General features: G+C 75.9%; 22 protein-coding genes and 1 riboswitch. Of the genes, 9 read left to right on the forward strand and 13 right to left on the reverse strand.

The features are described 5' to 3' along the window. Window positions 1–6 precede the first annotated feature (6 nt). From EV188_RS12030 to EV188_RS12050, 5 genes are all read right to left on the reverse strand, one after another. Window positions 7–291, reverse strand: a complete 285-nt coding sequence (locus EV188_RS12030; RefSeq protein ID WP_133826517.1) for a hypothetical protein — start codon at window positions 289–291, stop codon at window positions 7–9. Window positions 292–388: 97 nt separating this feature from the next. Then, window positions 389–511, reverse strand: a riboswitch (cobalamin riboswitch). 99 nt (window positions 512–610) lie between these two features. Beyond that, on the reverse strand, window positions 611–1225 hold the full coding sequence (locus EV188_RS33090; protein WP_133826518.1) for a helix-turn-helix transcriptional regulator: 615 nt from the start codon (window positions 1223–1225) through the stop codon (window positions 611–613). An 11-nt stretch (window positions 1226–1236) separates the two neighbouring features. Further along, the gene (locus EV188_RS12040; protein WP_133826519.1) at window positions 1237–2172 is read right to left on the reverse strand and encodes an asparaginase; all 936 of its coding nucleotides are present in this window, start codon (window positions 2170–2172) and stop codon (window positions 1237–1239) included. Next, on the reverse strand, window positions 2169–2816 hold the full coding sequence (locus tag EV188_RS12045) for a cyclodeaminase/cyclohydrolase family protein (RefSeq protein WP_133827076.1): 648 nt from the start codon (window positions 2814–2816) through the stop codon (window positions 2169–2171). The genes EV188_RS12040 and EV188_RS12045 overlap by 4 nt, the downstream gene beginning before the upstream one ends. Next, on the reverse strand, window positions 2720–4417 hold the full coding sequence (locus EV188_RS12050) for a formate--tetrahydrofolate ligase (protein WP_133826520.1): 1698 nt from the start codon (window positions 4415–4417) through the stop codon (window positions 2720–2722). The genes EV188_RS12045 and EV188_RS12050 overlap by 97 nt, the downstream gene beginning before the upstream one ends. Window positions 4418–4571: 154 nt before the next feature. Here EV188_RS12050 and EV188_RS12055 point away from each other — a divergent pair, with 154 nt between their 5' ends. Next, window positions 4572–5357 carry a cutinase family protein gene (locus EV188_RS12055; RefSeq protein ID WP_166659849.1) on the forward strand — a complete coding sequence of 262 codons (786 nt, stop codon included), beginning with the start codon at window positions 4572–4574 and terminating at the stop codon, window positions 5355–5357. A 22-nt stretch (window positions 5358–5379) separates the two neighbouring features. Beyond that, the gene (locus EV188_RS12060; protein WP_133826522.1) at window positions 5380–6327 is read left to right on the forward strand and encodes an AEC family transporter; all 948 of its coding nucleotides are present in this window, start codon (window positions 5380–5382) and stop codon (window positions 6325–6327) included. A gap of 5 nt (window positions 6328–6332) precedes the next feature. On the opposite strand, the gene EV188_RS12065 is transcribed toward EV188_RS12060, so the two are convergent. Further along, the gene (locus EV188_RS12065) at window positions 6333–6563 is read right to left on the reverse strand and encodes a hypothetical protein (RefSeq protein WP_133826523.1); all 231 of its coding nucleotides are present in this window, start codon (window positions 6561–6563) and stop codon (window positions 6333–6335) included. Between the two features lie 86 nt (window positions 6564–6649). Between EV188_RS12065 and mobA the strand changes: the two genes are divergently transcribed. Genes mobA through EV188_RS12080 form a run of 3 tightly spaced genes read left to right on the forward strand, consistent with a single transcriptional unit; the run spans window position 6650 to window position 8169 of the window. Then, window positions 6650–7300, forward strand: coding sequence for a molybdenum cofactor guanylyltransferase (gene mobA, locus EV188_RS12070; protein WP_133826524.1), 651 nt, complete (start codon window positions 6650–6652; stop codon window positions 7298–7300). 9 nt (window positions 7301–7309) lie between these two features. Further along, window positions 7310–7735 carry a PPOX class F420-dependent oxidoreductase gene (locus EV188_RS12075; RefSeq protein WP_133826525.1) on the forward strand — a complete coding sequence of 142 codons (426 nt, stop codon included), beginning with the start codon at window positions 7310–7312 and terminating at the stop codon, window positions 7733–7735. Then, window positions 7732–8169: a cupin domain-containing protein gene (locus tag EV188_RS12080; RefSeq protein WP_133826526.1), complete on the forward strand. Its 438-nt coding sequence runs from the start codon at window positions 7732–7734 to the stop codon at window positions 8167–8169. Before EV188_RS12075 ends, EV188_RS12080 begins: the two co-directional genes overlap by 4 nt. A 9-nt stretch (window positions 8170–8178) precedes the next feature. On the opposite strand, the gene EV188_RS12085 is transcribed toward EV188_RS12080, so the two are convergent. Continuing rightward, a complete protein-coding gene (locus tag EV188_RS12085; protein WP_133826527.1) occupies window positions 8179–10767 on the reverse strand; it encodes a transglycosylase domain-containing protein in 2589 nt (862 codons plus the stop codon). 7 nt (window positions 10768–10774) lie between these two features. Between EV188_RS12085 and EV188_RS12090 the strand changes: the two genes are divergently transcribed. Further along, complete coding sequence (locus EV188_RS12090) at window positions 10775–11746, forward strand: hypothetical protein (RefSeq protein ID WP_133826528.1); 972 nt, start codon at window positions 10775–10777, stop codon at window positions 11744–11746. A 459-nt stretch (window positions 11747–12205) separates the two neighbouring features. Next, the gene (locus tag EV188_RS12095; RefSeq protein ID WP_133826529.1) at window positions 12206–12502 is read left to right on the forward strand and encodes a hypothetical protein; all 297 of its coding nucleotides are present in this window, start codon (window positions 12206–12208) and stop codon (window positions 12500–12502) included. On the opposite strand, the gene EV188_RS12100 is transcribed toward EV188_RS12095, so the two are convergent. The 5 genes from EV188_RS12100 to EV188_RS12120 form a co-directional block, all read right to left on the reverse strand. After that, window positions 12499–13257 carry an SDR family NAD(P)-dependent oxidoreductase gene (locus EV188_RS12100; protein ID WP_133826530.1) on the reverse strand — a complete coding sequence of 253 codons (759 nt, stop codon included), beginning with the start codon at window positions 13255–13257 and terminating at the stop codon, window positions 12499–12501. The two genes, EV188_RS12095 and EV188_RS12100, sit on opposite strands and share 4 nt — an antisense overlap. An 11-nt stretch (window positions 13258–13268) precedes the next feature. After that, entirely contained in the window at window positions 13269–14279 is a 1011-nt protein-coding gene (locus tag EV188_RS12105; protein WP_133826531.1) for an acetamidase/formamidase family protein, read from the reverse strand. Between the two features lie 10 nt (window positions 14280–14289). Beyond that, on the reverse strand, window positions 14290–14679 hold the full coding sequence (locus EV188_RS12110) for a hypothetical protein (RefSeq protein WP_133826532.1): 390 nt from the start codon (window positions 14677–14679) through the stop codon (window positions 14290–14292). 122 nt (window positions 14680–14801) lie between these two features. After that, window positions 14802–16601, reverse strand: a complete 1800-nt coding sequence (locus EV188_RS12115) for a serine/threonine-protein kinase (RefSeq protein WP_133826533.1) — start codon at window positions 16599–16601, stop codon at window positions 14802–14804. A 66-nt stretch (window positions 16602–16667) separates the two neighbouring features. After that, window positions 16668–17318: a DUF1707 SHOCT-like domain-containing protein gene (locus EV188_RS12120; RefSeq protein ID WP_133826534.1), complete on the reverse strand. Its 651-nt coding sequence runs from the start codon at window positions 17316–17318 to the stop codon at window positions 16668–16670. Window positions 17319–17374: 56 nt separating this feature from the next. On the opposite strand from EV188_RS12120, the gene EV188_RS12125 reads away from it, so the two are divergent. Both EV188_RS12125 and EV188_RS12130 read left to right on the forward strand, forming a co-directional pair. Then, window positions 17375–18307, forward strand: a complete 933-nt coding sequence (locus tag EV188_RS12125) for a DUF3048 domain-containing protein (protein ID WP_133826535.1) — start codon at window positions 17375–17377, stop codon at window positions 18305–18307. A 30-nt stretch (window positions 18308–18337) separates the two neighbouring features. Continuing rightward, window positions 18338–18514, forward strand: coding sequence for a CsbD family protein (locus EV188_RS12130; RefSeq protein ID WP_133826536.1), 177 nt, complete (start codon window positions 18338–18340; stop codon window positions 18512–18514). A 60-nt stretch (window positions 18515–18574) separates the two neighbouring features. Here the strand turns inward: EV188_RS12130 and EV188_RS12135 are convergent, their stop codons facing one another. Beyond that, window positions 18575–18820 (reverse strand): hypothetical protein, encoded by a 246-nt coding sequence (locus EV188_RS12135; RefSeq protein WP_133826537.1) that lies wholly within the window; start codon window positions 18818–18820, stop codon window positions 18575–18577. Window positions 18821–18987 lie beyond the last annotated feature (167 nt).

The following is an 18987-nucleotide window of genomic DNA, read 5'->3' on the forward strand; positions in this document are numbered from 1 at the left end:
GCGCCGTCACCGTCGCGTGCGCGCGGCCCGGAGCAGGACCGTCTCGGCCTCGGGGACGGACGCGGCGAGCACCGACGTCACCGCCGACGGGACCGCGCCCTCCTGCCAGCCGGCGCCGTCCATGCGCTCGACGAGCTCGCGGGCGAGGGCGTCGACGCGCTCCGCCGCCTCGCCGACGTCGCGGACCGGCCCCTCGCCGAGCAGGTCGAGCGGCAGGTGCCCGGTGCCGGCGAGCACCCGGCGCAGGTCGGCGAGGAGGAGGTCCTCGCGGCGCCTCCTCCGGGTGACCACGGGGTGGGGACGCGCATGGGGGGTCGCGGGAGCGTGCATCTCGTCGCCGGCCTTCCTCGGGTTCCTCGCCCGATGTCGTTGCCCTCGCGACGGCCGGAGTCTCCTGGCTCCCGGATCGCTGCTCGCCCCGGCCTTCCCGCCGGTGGCCCGGCAGTGGCGCTGGTGGGGTCCGCTCCCCGGTGACAGTGGCGGGACCGCGCCGGATTCACACCGGCTTCCTCCGCATCCGTCGATCGCGGCCAGTTCACCCCGTGGACGCGCGCCCGTCAACGCGCCCGGGCGCACCGCGGCTGTGGCGTTGCGGACGTCGGGCGTCCGATCAGCGCAGCAGGCCCTGCCGGAAGCCGCGGGCGACGGCGTCGGCGCGGTCACCCGCACCGAGCTTGCGGAACAGGCGCCGGGCGTGGGTCTTCACCGTGTCCTCGGCGAGCACGAGCTCGGCGGCGATCTCGGCATTGGACAGGCCCTCGGTCATGCCGAGCAGCACGTCCATCTCGCGGTCGGAGAGGTCGGTGGTCGCCGGGCGGGCGCCGGGGAGGACCGACGGGTCGGCGAGCTCGCCGGCGCGCAGGAACCCGCGGGCCCCCAGGCGCAGGGCGTAGGTGGCGCGCTCGTCCTCGGCGATCCCGGCGGGGTCGGGCGCCGGACGGTCACCGAGCGGGTCCATCGCGCTCGCCGGGGGTTCCCCCACGACGAGCACCGGGGTCTCCGGCGTCCGGCGGCGCACCTGGCGGACGGCCTCCATCCACGCGCTGCCCTCGTCGGCGCCCACGAGGACGACGTCGGGAGCCGGTCCCTCGGCGGTCGCGGCGAGGCGTCCGACCAGGTCAGGGACGTTGTCGACGCAGGGGAGGTCGTCGAACACCGACGAGAGATGGCCGACGAGCCGTTCCCTCGCGGGCGTGGCTCCCGCGAACACCAGGCACGATCCCATTCACGCGCTCCTCACCCCGATGAGTGTGCACACACTCGCACACGGTGAACGCCGATCGGGTGACCCCCTCCTCGGACGTGTGGCGCAGCGAGCTCGCGCAGCTCGGCGGGGTGACGGATCCCGCGCCGGTCCAGGATCTCCAGCAGCACCGGGCCGACCGCCCGCGCACCGCCGTCGACGACGGCGAGGGCGAGCGCGGCGCCGTCGGGGAGCACGGTGAGCAGGACCCCCTCGGCGCCGACCTTCGACAGCGCCCCGGGCAGGAGGGTCATCACCGCGGTGTCGAGGCGGTCGGTGCCGGCGACCATCTCGGGGTGGGCGCGCATCGCGGCGGCGACGCGGTGGCCCGCGAGGCTCTGCCCGAGGCGCGCCACCGCCACGAGGTCGGTGGCGAACGCAGGCGCGCCGCAGCCGTCGACGGTGACGGCGCGGACCGGGCCCGCGAGCCGTTCGAGCGTGGCGCGCACGTGGCGCTGCAGCGGGTGCTCGGGGTCGAGGTAGCCCTCGGTCGGCCAGCCCTGAGCCCGGCAGGCCGCGAGCATCGCCGCGTGCTTGCCCGAGCAGTTCATGGCGAGCCGCTCGGGCTCGCGCGCGCCCCAGGCCTGATCGGCGGCCAGGCCGAGCGGGCGCCCCGGCGGGCAGCCCAGCGCGTCCGGTCCGAGCCCGAGACGGGCGAGCATGCCCGCGGCGACGGCGAGGTGCTCGGGCTCGCCGGAGTGCGAGCCGGCGGCGAGGGCGAGCTCGCGGTCGTCGAGGTCGGCGCCCAGCTCGAGGCACGCGACGGCCTGGGCGGGCTTGAGCGCCGAGCGCGCGAGCATCGGCGCGTCGACGGGGCCCGCGCGCAGCTCCTCCTCGCCGTCGGGACCGAGCACGACGAGCGACACGCGGTGCTCGGACTCGACGAGGTCGCCGCGGGTGACCTCGACGGTCCAGCTCTCCGTGCTCACACCAGCCGTTCCGCCAGCGTGCGCGCGTGCCCGGCCCGCTCCTCGACGTGCTCGACGCGGGGGTCGGCGAGCTCGCCGGCATCCGCGATGTTGGTGCCGACCAGCATCGCCGCGGACTCGGCGGCCGCGGCGGCGAGGAAGGCGGCGGTCACCGCGTCGCCGGTGAGCGCGTCGGGGCCTTCCTCGGCGAGCAGGGCCGCGAGCTCGGCGACCCGCACGGCGACCGTGACGACGTCCGCGGGCACCTGGACGATCGCCTCCGCCGCCGCGGGCCCGCCCGCGGGCTTGCGGCGCTCCTCGAGGAACCCGGCGAAGGCCTCGACGTCGTCGTCGGCGAGGCTCAGCGCCTTGGCCCGCAGGCGGTCGAGCTCCTCGACGGCCTCCCGGTCGGCCGCGGCCTTGGCCACCTTGGTCGCGAGGCCCGCGGCGAGCGACACGGTGACGGCGGCCGTCGACCCCGCCGCCGGTCCGGGGCCCCGCGCGGCGAGGACCTCCCCGAGCCGCGCGACCCCGAGCTCGCCGAGCGGCCGGCCGCCAGGCGCGGTCGTCAGAACAGCCCCACGATCGTGCCGTCGGGCTTCACGTCGATGTGGTGGGCGGCGGGGTTCTTGCCCAGGCCCGGCATCGTCCGCATGTCGCCGCAGATCGGGTAGACGAAGCCGGCGCCGACCGACGCGCGGACCTCGCGGACCGGCATCCGCCAGCCGGTCGGCGCGCCGAGGAGCTTCGGGTCCGACGAGATCGACAGGTGGGTCTTGGCGACGCAGATCGGCAGGTTGCCGAAGCCGTTGCGCTCGTAGAGGTCGATCGAGGTGTTCGCGGCCGGGGCGTAGTCGACGCCGTCGGCGCCGTACACCTTGGTCGCGATCGTCTCGATCTTCTCGCGCAGCGGGGCATCGTCGGGGTAGAGCAGCTGGAAGTCGCTCGGCTCGTTCGCGGCCTCGGCGACGGCCTCGGCCAGCTCCGCCGCGCCGCGCCCGCCGTCGGCGAAGTGCGTCGACACCGCGGCCCGCGCGCCCATCGACTCGGCGATCTCGCGGATCGCCTGGTGCTCGCTGTCGTGGTCGGTCGGGAACGCGTTGATGCAGACCACCGGCGAGACGCCGTGCAGGCGCATGTTCTCGATCTGCTTGCGCAGGTTCGCCGCACCGGCGTGCACCTCCTCGGGGTTCTCCTCGAGCAGCGCCGGCGGCAGGTCCTTGCCCGCGACGATCCTGTGGTTGCCGGAGTGGACCTTGAGCGCGCGCACGGTGGCGACGACGACCGCCGCGTCCGGCGTCATGCCCGACGTCCGGCACTTGATGTTGAAGAACCGCTCGGCGCCCATGTCGGCGCCGAACCCGGCCTCGGTGACGAGGAAGTCGCCGGAGTGGATGCCGATGCGGTCGGCGACGATCGACGAGTTGCCGGTCGCGATGTTGCCGAACGGCCCGGCGTGCACCAGGACCGGCGTGTTCTCCAGGGTCTGCATGAGGTTGGGCTTGAGCGCGTCGCGCATGAGCGCGGCCATCGACCCGGCGGCGTGGATGTCCTCGGCGGTCACCGCGTCGCCGTCGGGGGTGTAGCCGACGACGATGCGCCCGAGGCGCTGGCGCAGCTCCCCGAGGTCGTTGGACAGCGCGAGCACGGCCATCACCTCGGAGGCCGAGGTGATGTCGAAGCCCGCCTCGCGCGGCACACCGTCCATCCGCCCGCCGAGCCCGGTGACGACGTTGCGCAGCGCCCGGTCGTTGACGTCGAGCACGCGCCGCCAGGTCACGCGGTACGGGTCGAGCCCGGCGGCGTTGCCCTGGTAGAGGTGGTTGTCGAGCACCGCCGAGAGCATGTTGTGCGCGCTGGTGACGGCGTGGAAGTCGCCGGTGAGGTGGAGGTTGAACTTCTCCATCGGCACGACCTGCGAGTAGCCGCCGCCCGCCGCGCCGCCCTTGATGCCGAACGTCGGGCCCATGCTCGGCTGGCGGATCGCGACGACCCCGCGCTTGCCGATGTGCGAGAACGCCTGGCCGAGCCCGACCGTCGTCGTCGTCTTGCCCTCGCCCAGCGGGGTCGGGGTGATCGCGGTCACGACGACGTACTTCGCGCGCGGGCGGTCCTTCATCGCCTCGATGGCCTCGAGCTCGATCTTCGCGACGTCGGTGCCGTGGCGCTCCAGGAACTCGGTCGGCAGGTCCATCTGCCGAGCGATGTCGTCCATGGGCTTCAGCGTCGCCGCCTGGGCGATGTCGAGGTCCGACGGGATGCTCACGCGAGTCCTCCTGGGTCCGGGGGGCCACCCCGGCTCCGGCACCGCCGCCGGGGGACTCTTGACGGGGCACGTTGGCAGAGCGGGGCCGATCTGTCAGCCCGAGGTGTGACGGTTCGTGGTGGTCCACGTCCCGGATCTCCGCCACGATGACCAGGTGACGGGCGGGGTGGTGCGGCGCGCGCTGCTGCTCGCCGTGCTCCTGCTCACGGCCGGTCTCGTCGCGACGCCCGCCGCGACGGCGGCGCCCGCCTGCCCGCCGGTGGTGCTCTTCGCGGTGCCGGGCACCGGCGAGACCTCCGAGGCGGCCGACCCCGCCGCGTCCATCGGGCTCCTCGCCGGCCTCACCGACCCGCTCGCCCGCCGGTGGGGCGACGCGCTCTCGGTGCGCTACATCCCGTACCCGGCGACCGTGGATCGGCCCTTCTACTTCACCAGCGAGGGCCGCGGCGCCGAGCGCCTCGCCCGCGACGCCGGGGACGTCGCCACCCGCTGCCCGGCCACCACGATCATGCTGGTCGGCTACAGCCAGGGCGGCGACGTGGTGTCCGACGTCGTGCACCGCGCCGCCAACGGGACGATCGGGCTGCCCGCCGACCGGATCGCCGGCGCGGTCATGCTGGGCAGCCCGCGCCGCGACCCGCGCGGGCCCAACCTCGTCGACACCCCCGGGCGCGGCGTCCTCGGGCCCCGCCCGACCCGCGAGCTCGCCGTCTACGACGGGCGGGTCTACGAGGTGTGCGCGCCCGGCGACCCGATCTGCGCCACCGAGACCCTCGACGTCCGCGTGTTCCGCGAGGGCTGGGCGTCCGGGGCGCACCACAGCTACCCGCAGGTCCGCGTCGGCCCGGCCGGCACCCCGCTGTTCACCGTGCTCGAGCGCGCCGCCGACGCCGTCGTGGCACGGGCCACGATGTCGCCCGCACTGGCCGCGGATGGGTAAGGGCACTCGTACCGTCTGAAGCGTGGGTGAACTGCTGAGCCGCATCCTCCCCGTCTTCGCGGTCATCGCGGTCGGGGCGGTGGCGGGACGCTTCGAGCGCTTCGGCGAGCGCACCGCCGCCGTGCTCAACGACCTCGTCTACTGGATCGCGCTGCCCGCCCTGATCTTCGTGTCGGTGGCCGAGGCGGACCTGTCCGCCGGGGTCCCCGCGTCGGCGCTGCTGGCCTCCGCGGCCGTCGTGATCGTCGCCTACGCGCTCGGCTGGGCCGCGGCTCGGCTCGTGCGGCGCCCCGGGCGTGAGGCGCACGCCGTCGGCCTGGTGGCGGGGTGGGGCAACGTCGGCTACCTCGGCATACCGCTGACGGTGGCCGTGCTCGGTCCCACGACGGCGTTCGCCGCGTCGCTGACCTCGACGCTGCACACCGCGCTCGCGATCACGGTGTTCCTCGTCGCGGTGACCCTCGACGGCCGCGGGCGCGGGGAGGACGGCGCGATCGCCCTGCCCGCCCTGCTGGCCCGCCGCGTGCTGGGCAACCCCGTGGTCATCGGCATCGCGGCGGGCGTCGCCGTCGCGCTGCTGGGCGTGCGGCTGCCGGCGCCGGTGGCGGCGACGATCGAGATGCTCGGCGACCTGGCGGCGCCGGGCGGCCTGTTCGCGCTGGGGATCCTGCTGCGCGGGGCGGTCGGCGCGCTGCGGGAGTCGCGGGCGCAGTGGGTGCCGATCGGCGCGGCGGTCGCCATCAAGCTGCTGGTCATGCCGGCGCTCGCGCTGGGCGCCGTGGCGCTGTTCGGCATCCCCGCGCCGTGGGGCGCGGTGCTGGTGGTGATGGCGGCGCTGCCCGACGCCGCCACGGTGTTCGTGCTCACCGCGCAGTACCGGGCCTGGTACCGCGAGAGCACCGCGGTGGTCGTCATCACCACGGTGCTCTCGCTGGTCACGCTGCCGCTCGTCGTGCTGGTCCTGCCGTGAGGACCTCAGCCCTCGCCGCGGAAGGCGGCCCGGCGCTCCTCGTGCGTGCGGGCCTGCCCCATCCGGGCGACACGGGCGCGCTGGTCGTCGGTGGCCCCGCCCTCGGCGACCGCGCGCTCGGCGTCGGCCATGGCGCGGTCCACCGCCGCCTCGTCGGCGTCGGCGGGGGTCGGCGCGACCCAGCCGCGGTGGGCGTCCTCGGGCTCGTCGTGGCGTCGTCCCTCGACACCGATCATGGTGATGACCTCCGATCGCGTGTGTACGGGTCCCTCCTGGCGTTCCCGGGGCCGATGCCGCCCAACCGGTCAGGTGGCTCACGCCGATGACCACCGCGGGGGTCGTGCTCGCGGGCGGACGCTCGCGGCGGATGGGCACCGACAAGGCCGGCCTGCGCCGGGACGGGACGCCGCTGCTCGCGCACGTCCTCGCCGTCCTCGCCGCAGCGGTCGACGGCCCGCTGGTGGTCGTCGGGGCCGCCGACTCGCCCCGTGAGCTGCCTCTCGAGCTCACGGCCACGGCGCGGGCGCGCTGCACCGTCGTGGCGGATCCCGTCGCCGACCGCGGGCCCCTGCAGGGGCTGGCCACCGGCCTCGGCGCGGCGCGGGCCGCCGGCACCGCCTTCGTCGCCGCCGTCGACCTGCCCCACCTGCACGAGGACCTGGTCCGCGCCGTGCTCGCCCACCGGACCCCGCCGGTCGAGGTGGCGCTGCCGGTGCTCGACGGGCACCGCCAGCACCTGCTCGCCGCGTACGCCACCGACCTCGCCCATCGCGCCGACGACCTCCTCGAGCGCGGCGAGCGCAGCGTGGGCGCCCTCATCGCCGCGAGCCGGGTCCGCGAGCTCGACGCCGCGACGCTGCTCGCCGACCCCCGCCTCGCCGCGCGGGACCCGGAGCTGCTCGGGGCGCGGGGCGTCAACACGCCCGAGGAATGGGACCGCGCGCAGCGGGAGCGCCCCGGCCCGCCGACCTAGGCTCGGGGCATGGCCGATCTCAGCGATCCCGACGTCGTCGCGTTCCTCTCCGAGGGCACCCGTACCGGGAAGATCGGGTGGACCGCGAAGGACGGCCGCCCGCTCGTGGCCCCGATCTGGTTCCTCGTCGAGGACGGCACGATCGTCTTCAACACCGGCAAGGACACCGCCAAGGGCCGCGCGTTCGCCCGCGACCCGCGCGCCGTGCTCAGCGTGGACCTCCAGGAGCCGCCGTACGCGTTCGTGCAGGTCCAGGGGTCGGTGACGTTCTCCGAGGACCCGGACGAGCTGCGCCGCACCGCCACCGCCCTCGGCGCCCGGTACATGGGCGCGGACCGCGCCGAGGAGTTCGGCGCCCGCAACGGCGTGCCGGGCGAGCTGGTCGTGCGCCTGCACCCGTCGAAGGTGATCGCCACGCTGGACATGACGGCGTGACACCCCCGCTCGCCCGGGCGCTCGACCTCGCGCCCCATCCCGAGGGCGGCTGGTTCCGGCGCACCTGGACCGCGGCGCCCACGCTGCAGCCCGCCGGCTACCCGGGGCCGCGGGCGAGCGCCACGGCGATCCACTACGTCCTCGCGCCCGGCGAGGAGTCGCGCTGGCACCGCGTCCGCTCCGACGAGCTGTGGTGCTGGCACCGGGGCCCGGCGCTGTCGCTGTGGCTCGGCGGGGACGGCGAGGCCCCCGACGACGCCGCCGGCCGGGAGATCGTCCTCGGTGACCGCGTCGAGGACGGCCACGCCGCCCAGGCCCTCGTGCCCGGCGGGGTGTGGCAGCGCGCCGCCCCGGCGCCGGGCGCGAGCACCGAGGTGCTCGTGACCTGCGTCGTCAGCCCGGGCTTCGACGACGCCGACTTCACGCTGGGGTAGTCGTCGGGCCTAGTTCTCCGGCGGGTCCGCGCCCGCGGCGGGGGCGTCGCCGCCGGCACCGCCCTCGCCGTTCTCGGGTGCCCCGGCCGCCGCGGCCGGGTCGCCGGGCTGCTCGGCCCCGCCCGCCGGGGCGTCCTCGCCGGCCTGGCCGGGCGCGTCGGCCGGCGGTGCCGTCGTCGTGGGCGCCGTCGACGACCGGGGCGCCGACGTGCTCGACGGCGTGGGCGACGAGGACTCGGTGGACCGGGCGGTGTCACCCGGGTCGGTGCCGGCGACGGGCGTGAACGCGCCGAACGTCTGCTTCGGCGTGTCCTCGAGGGCGTCGTCCATGAAGCTCTTCCAGATCTCGCTGGGCAGCCCGTGGCCGTAGACCGGGCGCCCGTCGGAGGTCTTGATCGGGCTGTTGTCGTCGGTGCCCACCCACACGACCGTCGACGCGGACGGCGTGTAGCCGGCGAACCAGGCGTCGTTGTTCTGGCTCTCGACGTGCGACTGGACCGTGCCGGTCTTGGCGGCCGACTGGCGCCCGCCCTGCAGCGACACCCCGTCGTACTCGGGGACGTCCCGCATCGCCTCGGTGACGTTGCGCGCCACCCGCGGGTCGATGCGCTGCTCGCCCTGGGCCGTGGCGTCGTCGTAGAGGACCTCGCCGCTGGCCGTCGTCACGCGCGCGACCAGGTGGGGGCGGTGGTACATGCCCTCGTTCGAGAAGGTCGCGTAGGCCGAGGCCAGGTCGACGGCGGTGGTCTCCTGGTTGCCGAGCGAGATGCCGCTGTTCGGGTCGTTCATCGGCTGCGTGACGCCGGCCTGGCGGGCGGCGGCGGCCACGGCCTGCGGTCCGACCCGGTTGCCGAGCGCGGTGAACACGACGTTGTTCGACAGCGTCATGGCGCGCTTGAGGCTGCAGTTGGTGCAGTCGGCGCCGTCGACGTTGCGGACGGTGCGCCCGGGGACGGCCCGTCCGTCGAACTCGGTGGAGATGCCGATCGGCGGGTCCTGCTGCAGAGCGGCCAGCAGGACGAACGGCTTGAACGTCGACCCGGCCTGCTTCTCGACGCGCGCGTAGTCGAGTCCCGCGCCGTTGTCGCCGCCGTAGTAGGCGAGGATGCCGCCGGTGCGCGGGTCGATCGACACCGCCGAGGTCCGCAGGTTCTGCGGCTGGTCGCGCATGTTGCGGCGCACGGCGTCGACGGCCTCGCGCTGGGCCACCGGCTGGATCGTCGTCTGGATCTGCAGACCCTGCGTGACCAGCGCGTCCTGGTCGATCCCCAGGCTGCGCAGCTCGTCGCGGACGGCGCTGTAGATGTGGCCGCGGTCGTCGTCGGGGACGCCGCCGGTGACGCGGCGCGGGGGCACGGTCGCCGGGAACTGCGCGGCCGCGCGCTCCGGCGCGGGCAGCCAGCCCTGGGCGACCATCCCGTCCATGACGTAGTTCCAGCGACGGTTCGCGTCGTCGGGGTTCTGCGCCGGGTCCCACTTCGACGGGGCCTGGATGACGCCCGCGAGCAGCGCACCCTCGGCCGGTGTCAGCGTCTCGACGGGCCGGCCGAAGTACGCCTGGCTCGCCGCCTGGATGCCGTAGGCGCCACGGCCGAAGTAGATGCTGTTCAGGTAGTCGGCGAGGATCTCGTCCTTCGAGCGCTCCTGCGAGATCTTCAAGGAGATGATGAGCTCCTTGTACTTGCGCATCAGCGAGTACTCGTCGCCCACCATCGCGTTCTTGACGTACTGCTGCGTGATCGTCGACCCGCCGCCGGTGCCGCCGGTCAGGTTCTTCCACACGGCGCGGCCGAAGCCGACGACGTCGAAGCCGCTGTTGGAGTAGAAGGAGCGGTCCTCCGCGGACAGCACCGCGAACCGCACGGGCGGCGGCACCTGCTCGAGGCCGACCTTCTGCCGGTTGCCCTGCTCGCCCGGCGCGATGCGCGCGAGCACCGTGCCGTCGGAGAACGACACCGTGTTGAGCTGGCTCTCCACCGCGTCGTCGGCGTTCGGCACGGGCACGAACACCCAGCCGAGCAGCATCGCCAGGACCGGCGTGGCGATCATCGCGCCGAGCGCCGCGTAGGCGGTGCGGCGCAGGCGGCGCCAGCGCAGCGCCGTGGCCGTGAGCAGCTCGGGCGCCGGGCCGTCGAGGTAGAGCACGACCCGCGAGCGGACCTGGCGACCGAACGCCACGACCCGCTCACCGCCGGGCAGGCCGACGACGCGGGCGGCGACGACGCTCAGGACGGTCGCGATCGCGGCGGCGAGGCGGCCGCGGGGGACGGTCGGGGTGTCGCTGTTCCGGCTGGCCTTGCCGTTCTCCTTGCGGCCCGGCGAGCGGTGCGCGGTGGTGCGCGAGCGGGTCGTGGCACGGCGGGCTCCGGTGGAGCCCCGGCGGGTTGCCGCCCGCGTGGCGGCGGTCCGGGTGGCGCGCGTGGCGCCCGCGTCCTGCTCCTCGTCCTCGCGGTCCTGCTCGACGGCCTCGGCGAAGTCCTCGATCTCGTCGAGGTCGGCGGGCTCCGCAGGCTCGTCGTCGCGGTCGCGGTCCCTCGGCTCCCGGGGCAGCGGACCGGAGCTGTGGCCCCGGGGCGACGGCGCGTCGACGGCGGGCATCACGGAGGTGCCGGTCGGACGGCGCCGGGCCGGGCTGTCGGCGTCGCTGGTCGTGGAGGTCGTCGCGGTGGCCGGGCCGGCGGGCGCGTTCGTGGTCGCGGTCGCGGGCGGACCGGCCGGCGGGCGACCGGGCGGTGGCGTGGCGGGACGGCCGGGAGCACCCGCGGGCGCGGCGCCGCGCGGTCCGGGCGGGGCGGGCGCTGCTCCGCGCGGAGCGCCGGGACCCGCGGGACCCGCGGGCGGCGGCGTCGGTCGGCCGGCCGGGGCTCCGGGCGGCGGCGTGGGGCGCGCACCGGGTCCGGGCTGGGGGTTGGCCTGGGGGTTCTGGGGGCGCGCCGCGGGGTTCGCCGGCGGCGGCGTGGGGCGCGCGGCCGGACCGGCGGGCGGCCGGGGTCCGGAGGGGCGGCCCGGCGCGCCGGGCGGCGGGGAGCCCGCGGGCGCGGCCGGGGGCGGCGGCGGCACGGCGGGCGGGGCGGCGAGGGCGGTCGAGGCGGAGCCGTTCGGAGCCGAGCCGTTGGGGGTCGAGCCGTTGGGCGTCGAGCGGTTCGGGACGCCACGGGGGGCGGGCGAGCCGTTCGGGGCCGAGCCGTTCGGGCCCTGCGGAGCCGCCGGGGCCTGCGGGGCGCCGTTCGGAACGGCCGGGCCCTGCGGGGCGCCGTTCGGCCGCGCCGGCGGCGGCGTCGGTCGCGTGCCCGGTCGGGCCTGGCTCGCGGCGGGCGGCGCGCTGGGTGCCGCCGGGCGGGCGGGCTCGGCGCCGCCGGGCTTCATGTCCGGGCGGTCGTTGCGGCGGGTCTCGGGGCGCGCGGCGGTGGCGGTGCCCGTCGCGCTGCTCGTGCCCGAGTGGCCAGCCGACGCCGAGCCACCGCCGTTCGTGCTGGTCGTGGAGCGGAAGGACCCGGTGGAGAAGGCCGAGGGGAAGCCGACCGGCGGGGACGCGGGCGCGGGCGTCGAGGTGATCCGCGCGCTGACGTCGCCGTAGTCGCTGTCGGCGTGCCGCCCCGAGCCCCGGTCGCCGTCGTCGGGGGGATCGACGTCGACAGCGCGGCGCCGACCCGACGTACGAGCATGCGTGCCCGCCACCGAGCAACCACCTCCCCGTGTCGCTCGCAGTCACTGCCTGTGGTCACGACCGCGCCGGTGCGTCGACGGCGATCGTCGGGCCCGACGTCCGGTCCTCGAACCCGCACGCAGGCAACGCGTCAGGACTGCGCGGGTCGCGGTGCGAACGGGGGACCGTCCACGACCGGACCGATCGATGCGGTGAGTGGTGGTCCGGTGTCACTCCGTCGTGACGTCGGTCCCACTGGTCTCGGGCCGATGCGCTCAGTGGCGACCGCGGTCACCCAGCGCGAACGAGGCCGCCGGCGTGGGCGCTAACAACGGCGCCGCCGCGACCGATGACCGGGGCGAGGATGCCCGGCGAGAGGACACACGAGGCATGGACGCCCATCAGGACCCCTGGGTCCCCGCGCCCCGCGACGGCGGCCGGGCGGACATCCGTGCCGGCGGGGATCCGTGGAGCCCGACGATCCCGTTCCCGCGCGTCGCGCCCGCCCTCGAGCGGCTGCCCGAGCAGGCCGTGACGGCCCCCTCCACCGCCCTCGCCGTGCGCGCGCCCGAGGACCCGGGCTTCCTGCGCACCTGCGCCCGCGCCGTCGCCCGGCTCGCGCACGTCACCGCGGACGGCGTCCGCTCGCTGGTCGCGCTGCTGGCCCCGGCGCCCGCGTCGCGCTAGAGCTGCACCCCGCGCGTCAGCGCCCCGTCGACGACGAGGTTCGTGCCGCTGATGAACGTCGCCGCCGGGCTCGCCAGGAACACCACCGCGCGGGCGATCTCCTCGGGACCCGCCATGCGCCCGGTGGGGTTGAGCCCGAGCGCGTGCGAGAACAGCTCGGGGTTGTTCTCCTCGATCGACTCCCAGACCCCGCCCGGGAAGTAGGTGTTGCCCGGGGACACGGAGTTGGCGCGCACCCGTCCGGCGAGCTGGTACGCCAGCCCCTGGGTGTAGTGGATGATCGCGCCCTTGAACGTCCCGTACGGGCCGGCCGCGAAGTCGATCTCCCGGCCGGACACGCTCGAGATCGTCACGATCGCGCCGGCGTCGCTGGCCTCGAGCGACGGCAGCGCCGCCTCGACGAGGCGCACGGTGCCGAGCATGTCGGTGGTGAAGCTCGCCGCCCAGTTCTCCTCGGACGACGGGATCGCGAGCGCCGAGACGTTCGCGACCACCGCGTCGATGCCGCCGTGCGCCGACGCGCTCGCCCGCACCCAGGTGGCCAGCGCGTCCCCGTCGGCGACGTCCACCGGGGTGCCGTGCACGTCGTGCCCGGCGTTGCGCAGCTCCTCCTCGGTGCTGCGGACGGCGTCGGCGGACCGCGCGCAGAAGGCGACCGTGGCGCCCTCGGCCGCGAGGCCCTCGACGATCGCCCGCCCGATGCCCCGGCTGCCGCCGGTGACGAGCGCGGTGCGGCCGGTCAGCTGGAGATCCATCGCGAGCTCCCTCAGGTCAGGGACCGTGCGCGCTCGCGCAGGTCCGCGTGCAGCCCGTCGAGGGGCCGCAGGCCGGGCACCAGCGTCTTGGACACCTTCGTCACCGCGCTGTAGTTCGTGTCGACGACGTTGGCCAGCGGCGCCAGCGACACCTGCGTGAGCAGCTGGTAGGCGTCGAGGCGGTCGAGGCCGAGCAGGCCGGTGAGCCACGTGATCATCTCGACCTGGCTGATCCGCCAGGCGTCCTCGAGCGGGCGTGACGAGCCGACCACGACGATCTCGTCGTCGTTCTCCAGCCGCGGCCACAGCGGCGCCGGCGCCTGCGAGGCCTTGACCAGGTCGACGATCAGCGTGACGTCCATGGCGCCCTCGACGGCGGTGCCGCAGGACTCGCCCTCGCCCTGGCGGTAGTGCCCGTCGCCCACCGAGAAGATCGCGCCGGGCGTGTTGACGGGCAGGTAGCAGGTGGCGCCGGCCCGCATCTCCGGGGTGTCCATGTTGCCGCCGAAGGCGTCCGGCGTGAGCGACGAGCGCACCTCGCCGTACGCCGGCGCGACCCCGACCGTGCCGAGCATCGGGGCGAGCGGCAGGTCGATCGAGAGGTCGGACCGGGCCGCGGTGAAGGTGACGGTGCTCCGGGCGCGGTCGACCTCGTAGATCCAGGTGCGCTCGGCGAGCGGGTCGTTCAGCAGCGCCGTGCGGTCGGTGCCGGTGAGGCCGCCGAAGAACGGCACCAGCGTCGAGGCGCCCCAGTCGCGGGCCGGGGTGAGGTCGACGAGGTGCAGCACGAGCGTGTCGCCCGGCTCGGCGCCCCTGACCGCGAACGGGCCGGTCTGCGGGTTGAGGAAGCCCATCCGCAGGTGGGCGCTCGCCAGGTCGGAGGTCGACCGGAGGGTGCCGCCGAAGGCGTCGTCGCACCACAGGCGCAGCACGCTCCCGGGCTCGACCTCGCGGATCGGGGCGACCCCGCCGAACGTGTAGGCGTACTGCGACGGCTCGGGGCGGAACTCGACGACGTCCACGCCCGGGAGCCTAGTAGCGGTCGGTGCCGGTGAGGGCGTGCTCGAGCTGGTCGGCGATGCGGGTGACCAGCCGGAACGGGGCGTCGAACTCGGCGAACGAGAGGTCCTCGAGCGGGGTGGCGTGACGGAACACCGCGACACCGCCCACGGCGACCGCCCCGCCGACCACGGCGTCCTCCGCCAGCTCGAGCAGCCGGCGCGTGTCGATCTCGTCGAGGCGGCCGATCGGCGACTCGATCTGCAGCCAGTCGTGCCCGTCGACGACGCCCTTGTGGTGCACGTACACCAGCTGGGTGCGGTCGTCCGACGTCGGCAGCCGGAACGTCAGGCTGTGCTGGTCCTGCGCCATCACCTCGTAGCGCACCCGCACCCACAGCACGAGGTCGTCCCACGACGCCACCGACCAGTCACCGTCCTCACGAGGGCTCGACGTCCCGTTGCCGGGGCGGCCCGGACGGCTCGCCGGGCGGAGAGATCGCACCGTAGCAGCGCGCCGGTGACGCGACGGTTCGCCGCGCTCGATCACCGGACACCCCCGCCGACCAGGCGGTCCCACCCGGACGGGCCGGCCACCGCGGTGGCGCCGCTGCGGTCGAGCAGGCGCAGCAGGGCCGCGCCGTCACGGGGCCGGTCGCCGACCTCCTGGGCCGTCGCGCGGCGCAGGACGGGCACGAGCCGGGGCGAGAGCCGGTGCACGGCCGCGAAGGCCTCGGGGCCGGGTCCGTCGAGGATCCGGCGGGCGATGTCGAGGATGTTGTCTCCGTCGAAGAGGTGGTCGCCGCGGGCCGCGAAGACAACGCAGCACGCCCAGGCCCAGACGTCGGTGGCCGGGCCGGCGCCGTTGCCGGTGACCTGCTCGGGCGCCATGTACCCGGGCGTGCCGACCATGTTCCCGGCCGGCGTGTGGTGGGTCTGCCCGACGACGCGGGCGATGCCGAAGTCGACGACCTTGGGGCCCGCCGAGGTCAGCAGGACGTTGCCCGGCTTGAGGTCGCGGTGGGTGATCCCGTCGGCGTGCAGCGCCGCGAGCGCCCGGGCCAGCGCGATGGCGGTGCGGGTGAGCATCTCGCCGTCGGTCACCGCGCCCGACGCCGCGACGAAGGCGTGCAGCGACGGCCCGTCGAGGCGCTCCATGACGATGTAGGGCATCGAGCCGTCGAAGCCGACGCCGTGGACGCGCGCCGTGTAGTCGCCGGTGACCTTCTGCAGCGTCTGGCCCTCGCGCAGGAAGCGGGTGCGGGCGTCGACGTCGTCGAGCAGGTGCGGCGCGAGGACCTTGATGGCGACGACCCCGTGGGTGCCGGCGCGGTGGCCCAGGTAGACGGTGCCCATGCCGCCGGAGCCGAGGCGGCCGGTCAGCGTGTACTCGCCGACCGAGCGCGGGTCGTGCGGGGTCAGCGGCTGCTCGGGCGCCGCCATGTCGACCAGGCGCGTCGAGGGTCCGACGGCGGGCGGCGGGGGCGGCGCGGACCGCGACGGCATCGACAGCCCGCGGCGCGGGGCCGGCGCGGCGGGGACGGAGGCCGGGGCGGCGGGCGGCGCCGGTTCGAGCTGCTTCTCCTTGTCGCGGCGGGCGCGCAGCAGGCGGCGCTCCTTGACCGCGGGCAGGCGCGCGGCCCGCAGCGCCTCGGGCACCACCGGCGCCTCACGGCACGCCCGCGGACGCTGGGTGCGCGTGACCAGCTGGTGGGCGAGCAGGAACAGGGCCGCGCCCAGCCCCACCCCCGGCACCGCGAGCGTCCCGCCCGCGAGCACGAGCAGGAGCGCGAGCACCAGGCCGAGCATCGCCGTCGCCTTGCCCCGGCTCGTGGGCCACGGGCGCGTCACCGGCATCGCCCGGCGGCGCTCGACGTCGAGGCCGCCGACGTAGAGCCCGGCGACCGCGAAGCTCAGCACCGCGAGCACGACGACGCCGCCGACGGTGATCGTGGGGCCGGAGGCCGTCGGGGCCGGCAGCCCGAGGTCCTCCATCCGCGCGATGAGACCGCGGATCGCGAGGCGCCGGCCCGCACCGAGCTCGTCGGCCACCAGCGAGACGGCGAGCGCGCCGACCGCGCCGGTCACGGCGGCGGTCAGCAGCGTCAGCCCCACCGCGCGGGGCACGGGCAGGTCGGCGGCACGGTGGAGGTGACGGCGGGCGCGGCGGCGCTCGGCGCCGGTCAGGCGGGCGACACGGTCGGTGACCACGCGGTCGACGAGCATCGCCGAGCGCCGCTGGTGCGCGGCACGGCGGTGCAGCGGGGCCATCGCGAGCGCCGTCAGGACGCCCGCGACCAGCACCACGACGACGGGCAGCCCCGGGCCCAGCTGTGCCAGCCCCACCTGTCCGCCTCCTCCCGTCGACGTTCCCTCGACCCCTGCCTGTCGTGACCGTACCGGGGTCGCCGATCAGTCCCCGTTGCGTCGACCCGGCGCGCCGTCACCCTCACGCGTCACGGTGGTTTTCCTGCGCCCCGGGCGCCACCGCGGTTTGCGGGGGTGACGCAGGACCACGTCACCCAGGCTGTGCTTCCCGCGCACCACGAGGTGCGGGACGCCGCGCTCGCGCCGGTGCCGGATGTCGTCGCGGACCTTCCCGGCCGAGATCCGCAGGTCGTCGACGTCCGCGGTGGCGTGCTCGGGCAGCACCAGCAGCGGCGAGCACATCCCCGTCGCGAGCTCCACGGCGACCACGGGCGTCGTGAACTCCGCGCTGCTGAAGTCGAGCGTCACCCCGCCGATCCAGCTGTGGACGCGCACGAGCGGCGGGACGCGCCAGTAGCCCCGGCGGCTGATCGCGCCGCCGACGCCGGCCTGCAGGTCGAGGACGTCCACCGACCGGGAGGCGTGCAGCTCCGCCCCGGGCAGGTCGTCGAGCAATCCCTCGAGGTCGCGCCGGAACCGCGCGGCCAGGGCCGCCGCGGCGCGGTCGCTGTACTCGCCGGCGGTGATCTGCCCGGCGACCATCGCGCGCGCGAGGAACTGCTGGACCTGCTCGCGCTCCACGTCCGAGACACGCAGCGCCGCGGGATCACCGGGCTCCGGGCTCGCGGACGTCACACGGTAAGGATAGGGCGCCGCCGGGGACGGGACGGACGAGAGCGTGGAGGTGACCGGTGCCGCGAGGCCTGCTCGTGCTCCTCGCCGCCGCCGCGCTGCTCACCGGGTGCGCCGGATCCGGTACCCGCGCCTCGCCGCTGACCGGCACCTCCGCGCCCGCCGACGCCCCCGTGCTGGCGGTCAAGGTCGACAACTCCCCCGCCGGGCGTCCCTGGACCGGCGTCGAGGACGCGGACGTCGTCTACGTCGAGCCCGTCGAGGGCGGCACGACCCGGCTGCTCGCCGTCTTCTCGTCGCGCCTGCCGGCGTCGGTGGGGCCGGTGCGCAGCGCCCGCGAGTCCGACGTGACCGTGCTCGGCGCCTACGGACGCCCCGGGCTCGCGTTCTCCGGGTCGGCGCCCGAGCTCGCGGGCACGCTCGCCGGCGCCTCGCTCGTGCCGCTGACCCCGCAGACCGCCGGCGACGCGTTCCGCCGCGACGGCGCCCGGCGCGCGCCGGTGAACCTGTACGCGGACCCGTCGGCGCTGCTCGCCGCCGCCGGCGGTGCCACCCCGCCCCGCGACATCGGGTTCCGGTTCGGCGCGACCCCGGCGGGCGGCGAGGTCGTCCGCCATCGCGACGTCACCTTCGGGACGGCCGAGCTGGGGCTGACCTGGGACGCGGTGCGCGGGCGCTGGCTCGTCGAGCCCGGCGGGGGCGACCCGGCGGTCCCGGCGACCGGCGGCGAGCCGATCGGCGCGGCCACCGTGCTGATCCAGCGGGTGACGACCCGCCCGTCGGCGATCCGCGACGCCGCCGGCGCCGTCTCGCCCTACGCGGTGACGACCGGCGGGGGCGAGGCCGAGGTCCTGCGCGACGGCCGGGCGTACCCCGCGCGCTGGTCACGCCCGCTGCCGACCGACCCGACCGCCGTCCTCGGACCGGACCGCCTGCCGGTGTCGTTCGCGCCCGGGCCGGTGTGGGTGCTGCTCGTCCCGGTCGACGGTTGAGACGGGCGCCCGATCGGGTAGACGCCGGGCATGGGTGCTGACGACAAGATCGACAACCAGGCCGACAAGCTCAAGGGCAAGGTCAAGGAGACCGCCGGCACGCTCCAGGGCGACGAGGAGCTGCGTCACGAGGGCAAGGCCGACCAGACCAAGGGCGACGTCAAGCAGGCGGGCGAGAAGATCAAGGACGCCTTCAAGTCCGACTGACGACGTCACCGCACCGAAGCGACCCCGGGGAACCTCGAAGTCCCCGGGGTCGCTGTGCGTCTAGTACCCCCGCGACTCCCGGCGCCCGGCGAAGGCGTAGACCGGGGTGCCGTCGGTGTCGCGCCGCGCGAGCCGGTGCACCGCGAAGACGTTCACGCCGGGGATGGACCCCCCGAAGATGTCGCCGACCTTCTGGCGCGGCCCCGCCTCGACGAGCACCAGGTACTCCTCGGGGAGGCTGGCGCCGTCGGCGATGCCCAGGTCGTGGTCGCCCCGACAGGGTCCGTCGGCGAGCCGTATCCGCACGTGGGCCCTCCCCTCGTCTCGTCGGCCGGGTCGCGCTCATGGTGGCACGCCGCGCTCAGACGAGCGGATCGTCCGGGCCCACTCTTTGCAGCTGTACATGCACATGCAAGGATGATCGCCGCCGGTCATGCCCCCCGTGATCGGCACCGGACCCGGTCGGTGTCCCC

This window comes from Actinomycetospora succinea (assembly GCF_004363095.1).
Taxonomy (GTDB): Bacteria; Actinomycetota; Actinomycetes; order Mycobacteriales; family Pseudonocardiaceae; genus Actinomycetospora; species Actinomycetospora succinea.

What these genes read in the sequence shown, in the direction of transcription:
- EV188_RS33090 (WP_133826518.1), bottom strand. Translation starts at nt 1,225, where the DNA reads ATGGGATCGTGCCTGGTGTTCGCGGGAGCCACGCCCGCGAGGGAACGG.
- EV188_RS12065 (WP_133826523.1), bottom strand. Translation starts at nt 6,563, where the DNA reads ATGATCGGTGTCGAGGGACGACGCCACGACGAGCCCGAGGACGCCCAC.
- mobA (WP_133826524.1), top strand. Translation starts at nt 6,650, where the DNA reads ATGACCACCGCGGGGGTCGTGCTCGCGGGCGGACGCTCGCGGCGGATG.
- EV188_RS12075 (WP_133826525.1), top strand. Translation starts at nt 7,310, where the DNA reads ATGGCCGATCTCAGCGATCCCGACGTCGTCGCGTTCCTCTCCGAGGGC.
- EV188_RS12085 (WP_133826527.1), bottom strand. Translation starts at nt 10,767, where the DNA reads ATGCCCGCCGTCGACGCGCCGTCGCCCCGGGGCCACAGCTCCGGTCCG.
- EV188_RS12095 (WP_133826529.1), top strand. Translation starts at nt 12,206, where the DNA reads ATGGACGCCCATCAGGACCCCTGGGTCCCCGCGCCCCGCGACGGCGGC.
- EV188_RS12100 (WP_133826530.1), bottom strand. Translation starts at nt 13,257, where the DNA reads ATGGATCTCCAGCTGACCGGCCGCACCGCGCTCGTCACCGGCGGCAGC.
- EV188_RS12130 (WP_133826536.1), top strand. Translation starts at nt 18,338, where the DNA reads ATGGGTGCTGACGACAAGATCGACAACCAGGCCGACAAGCTCAAGGGC.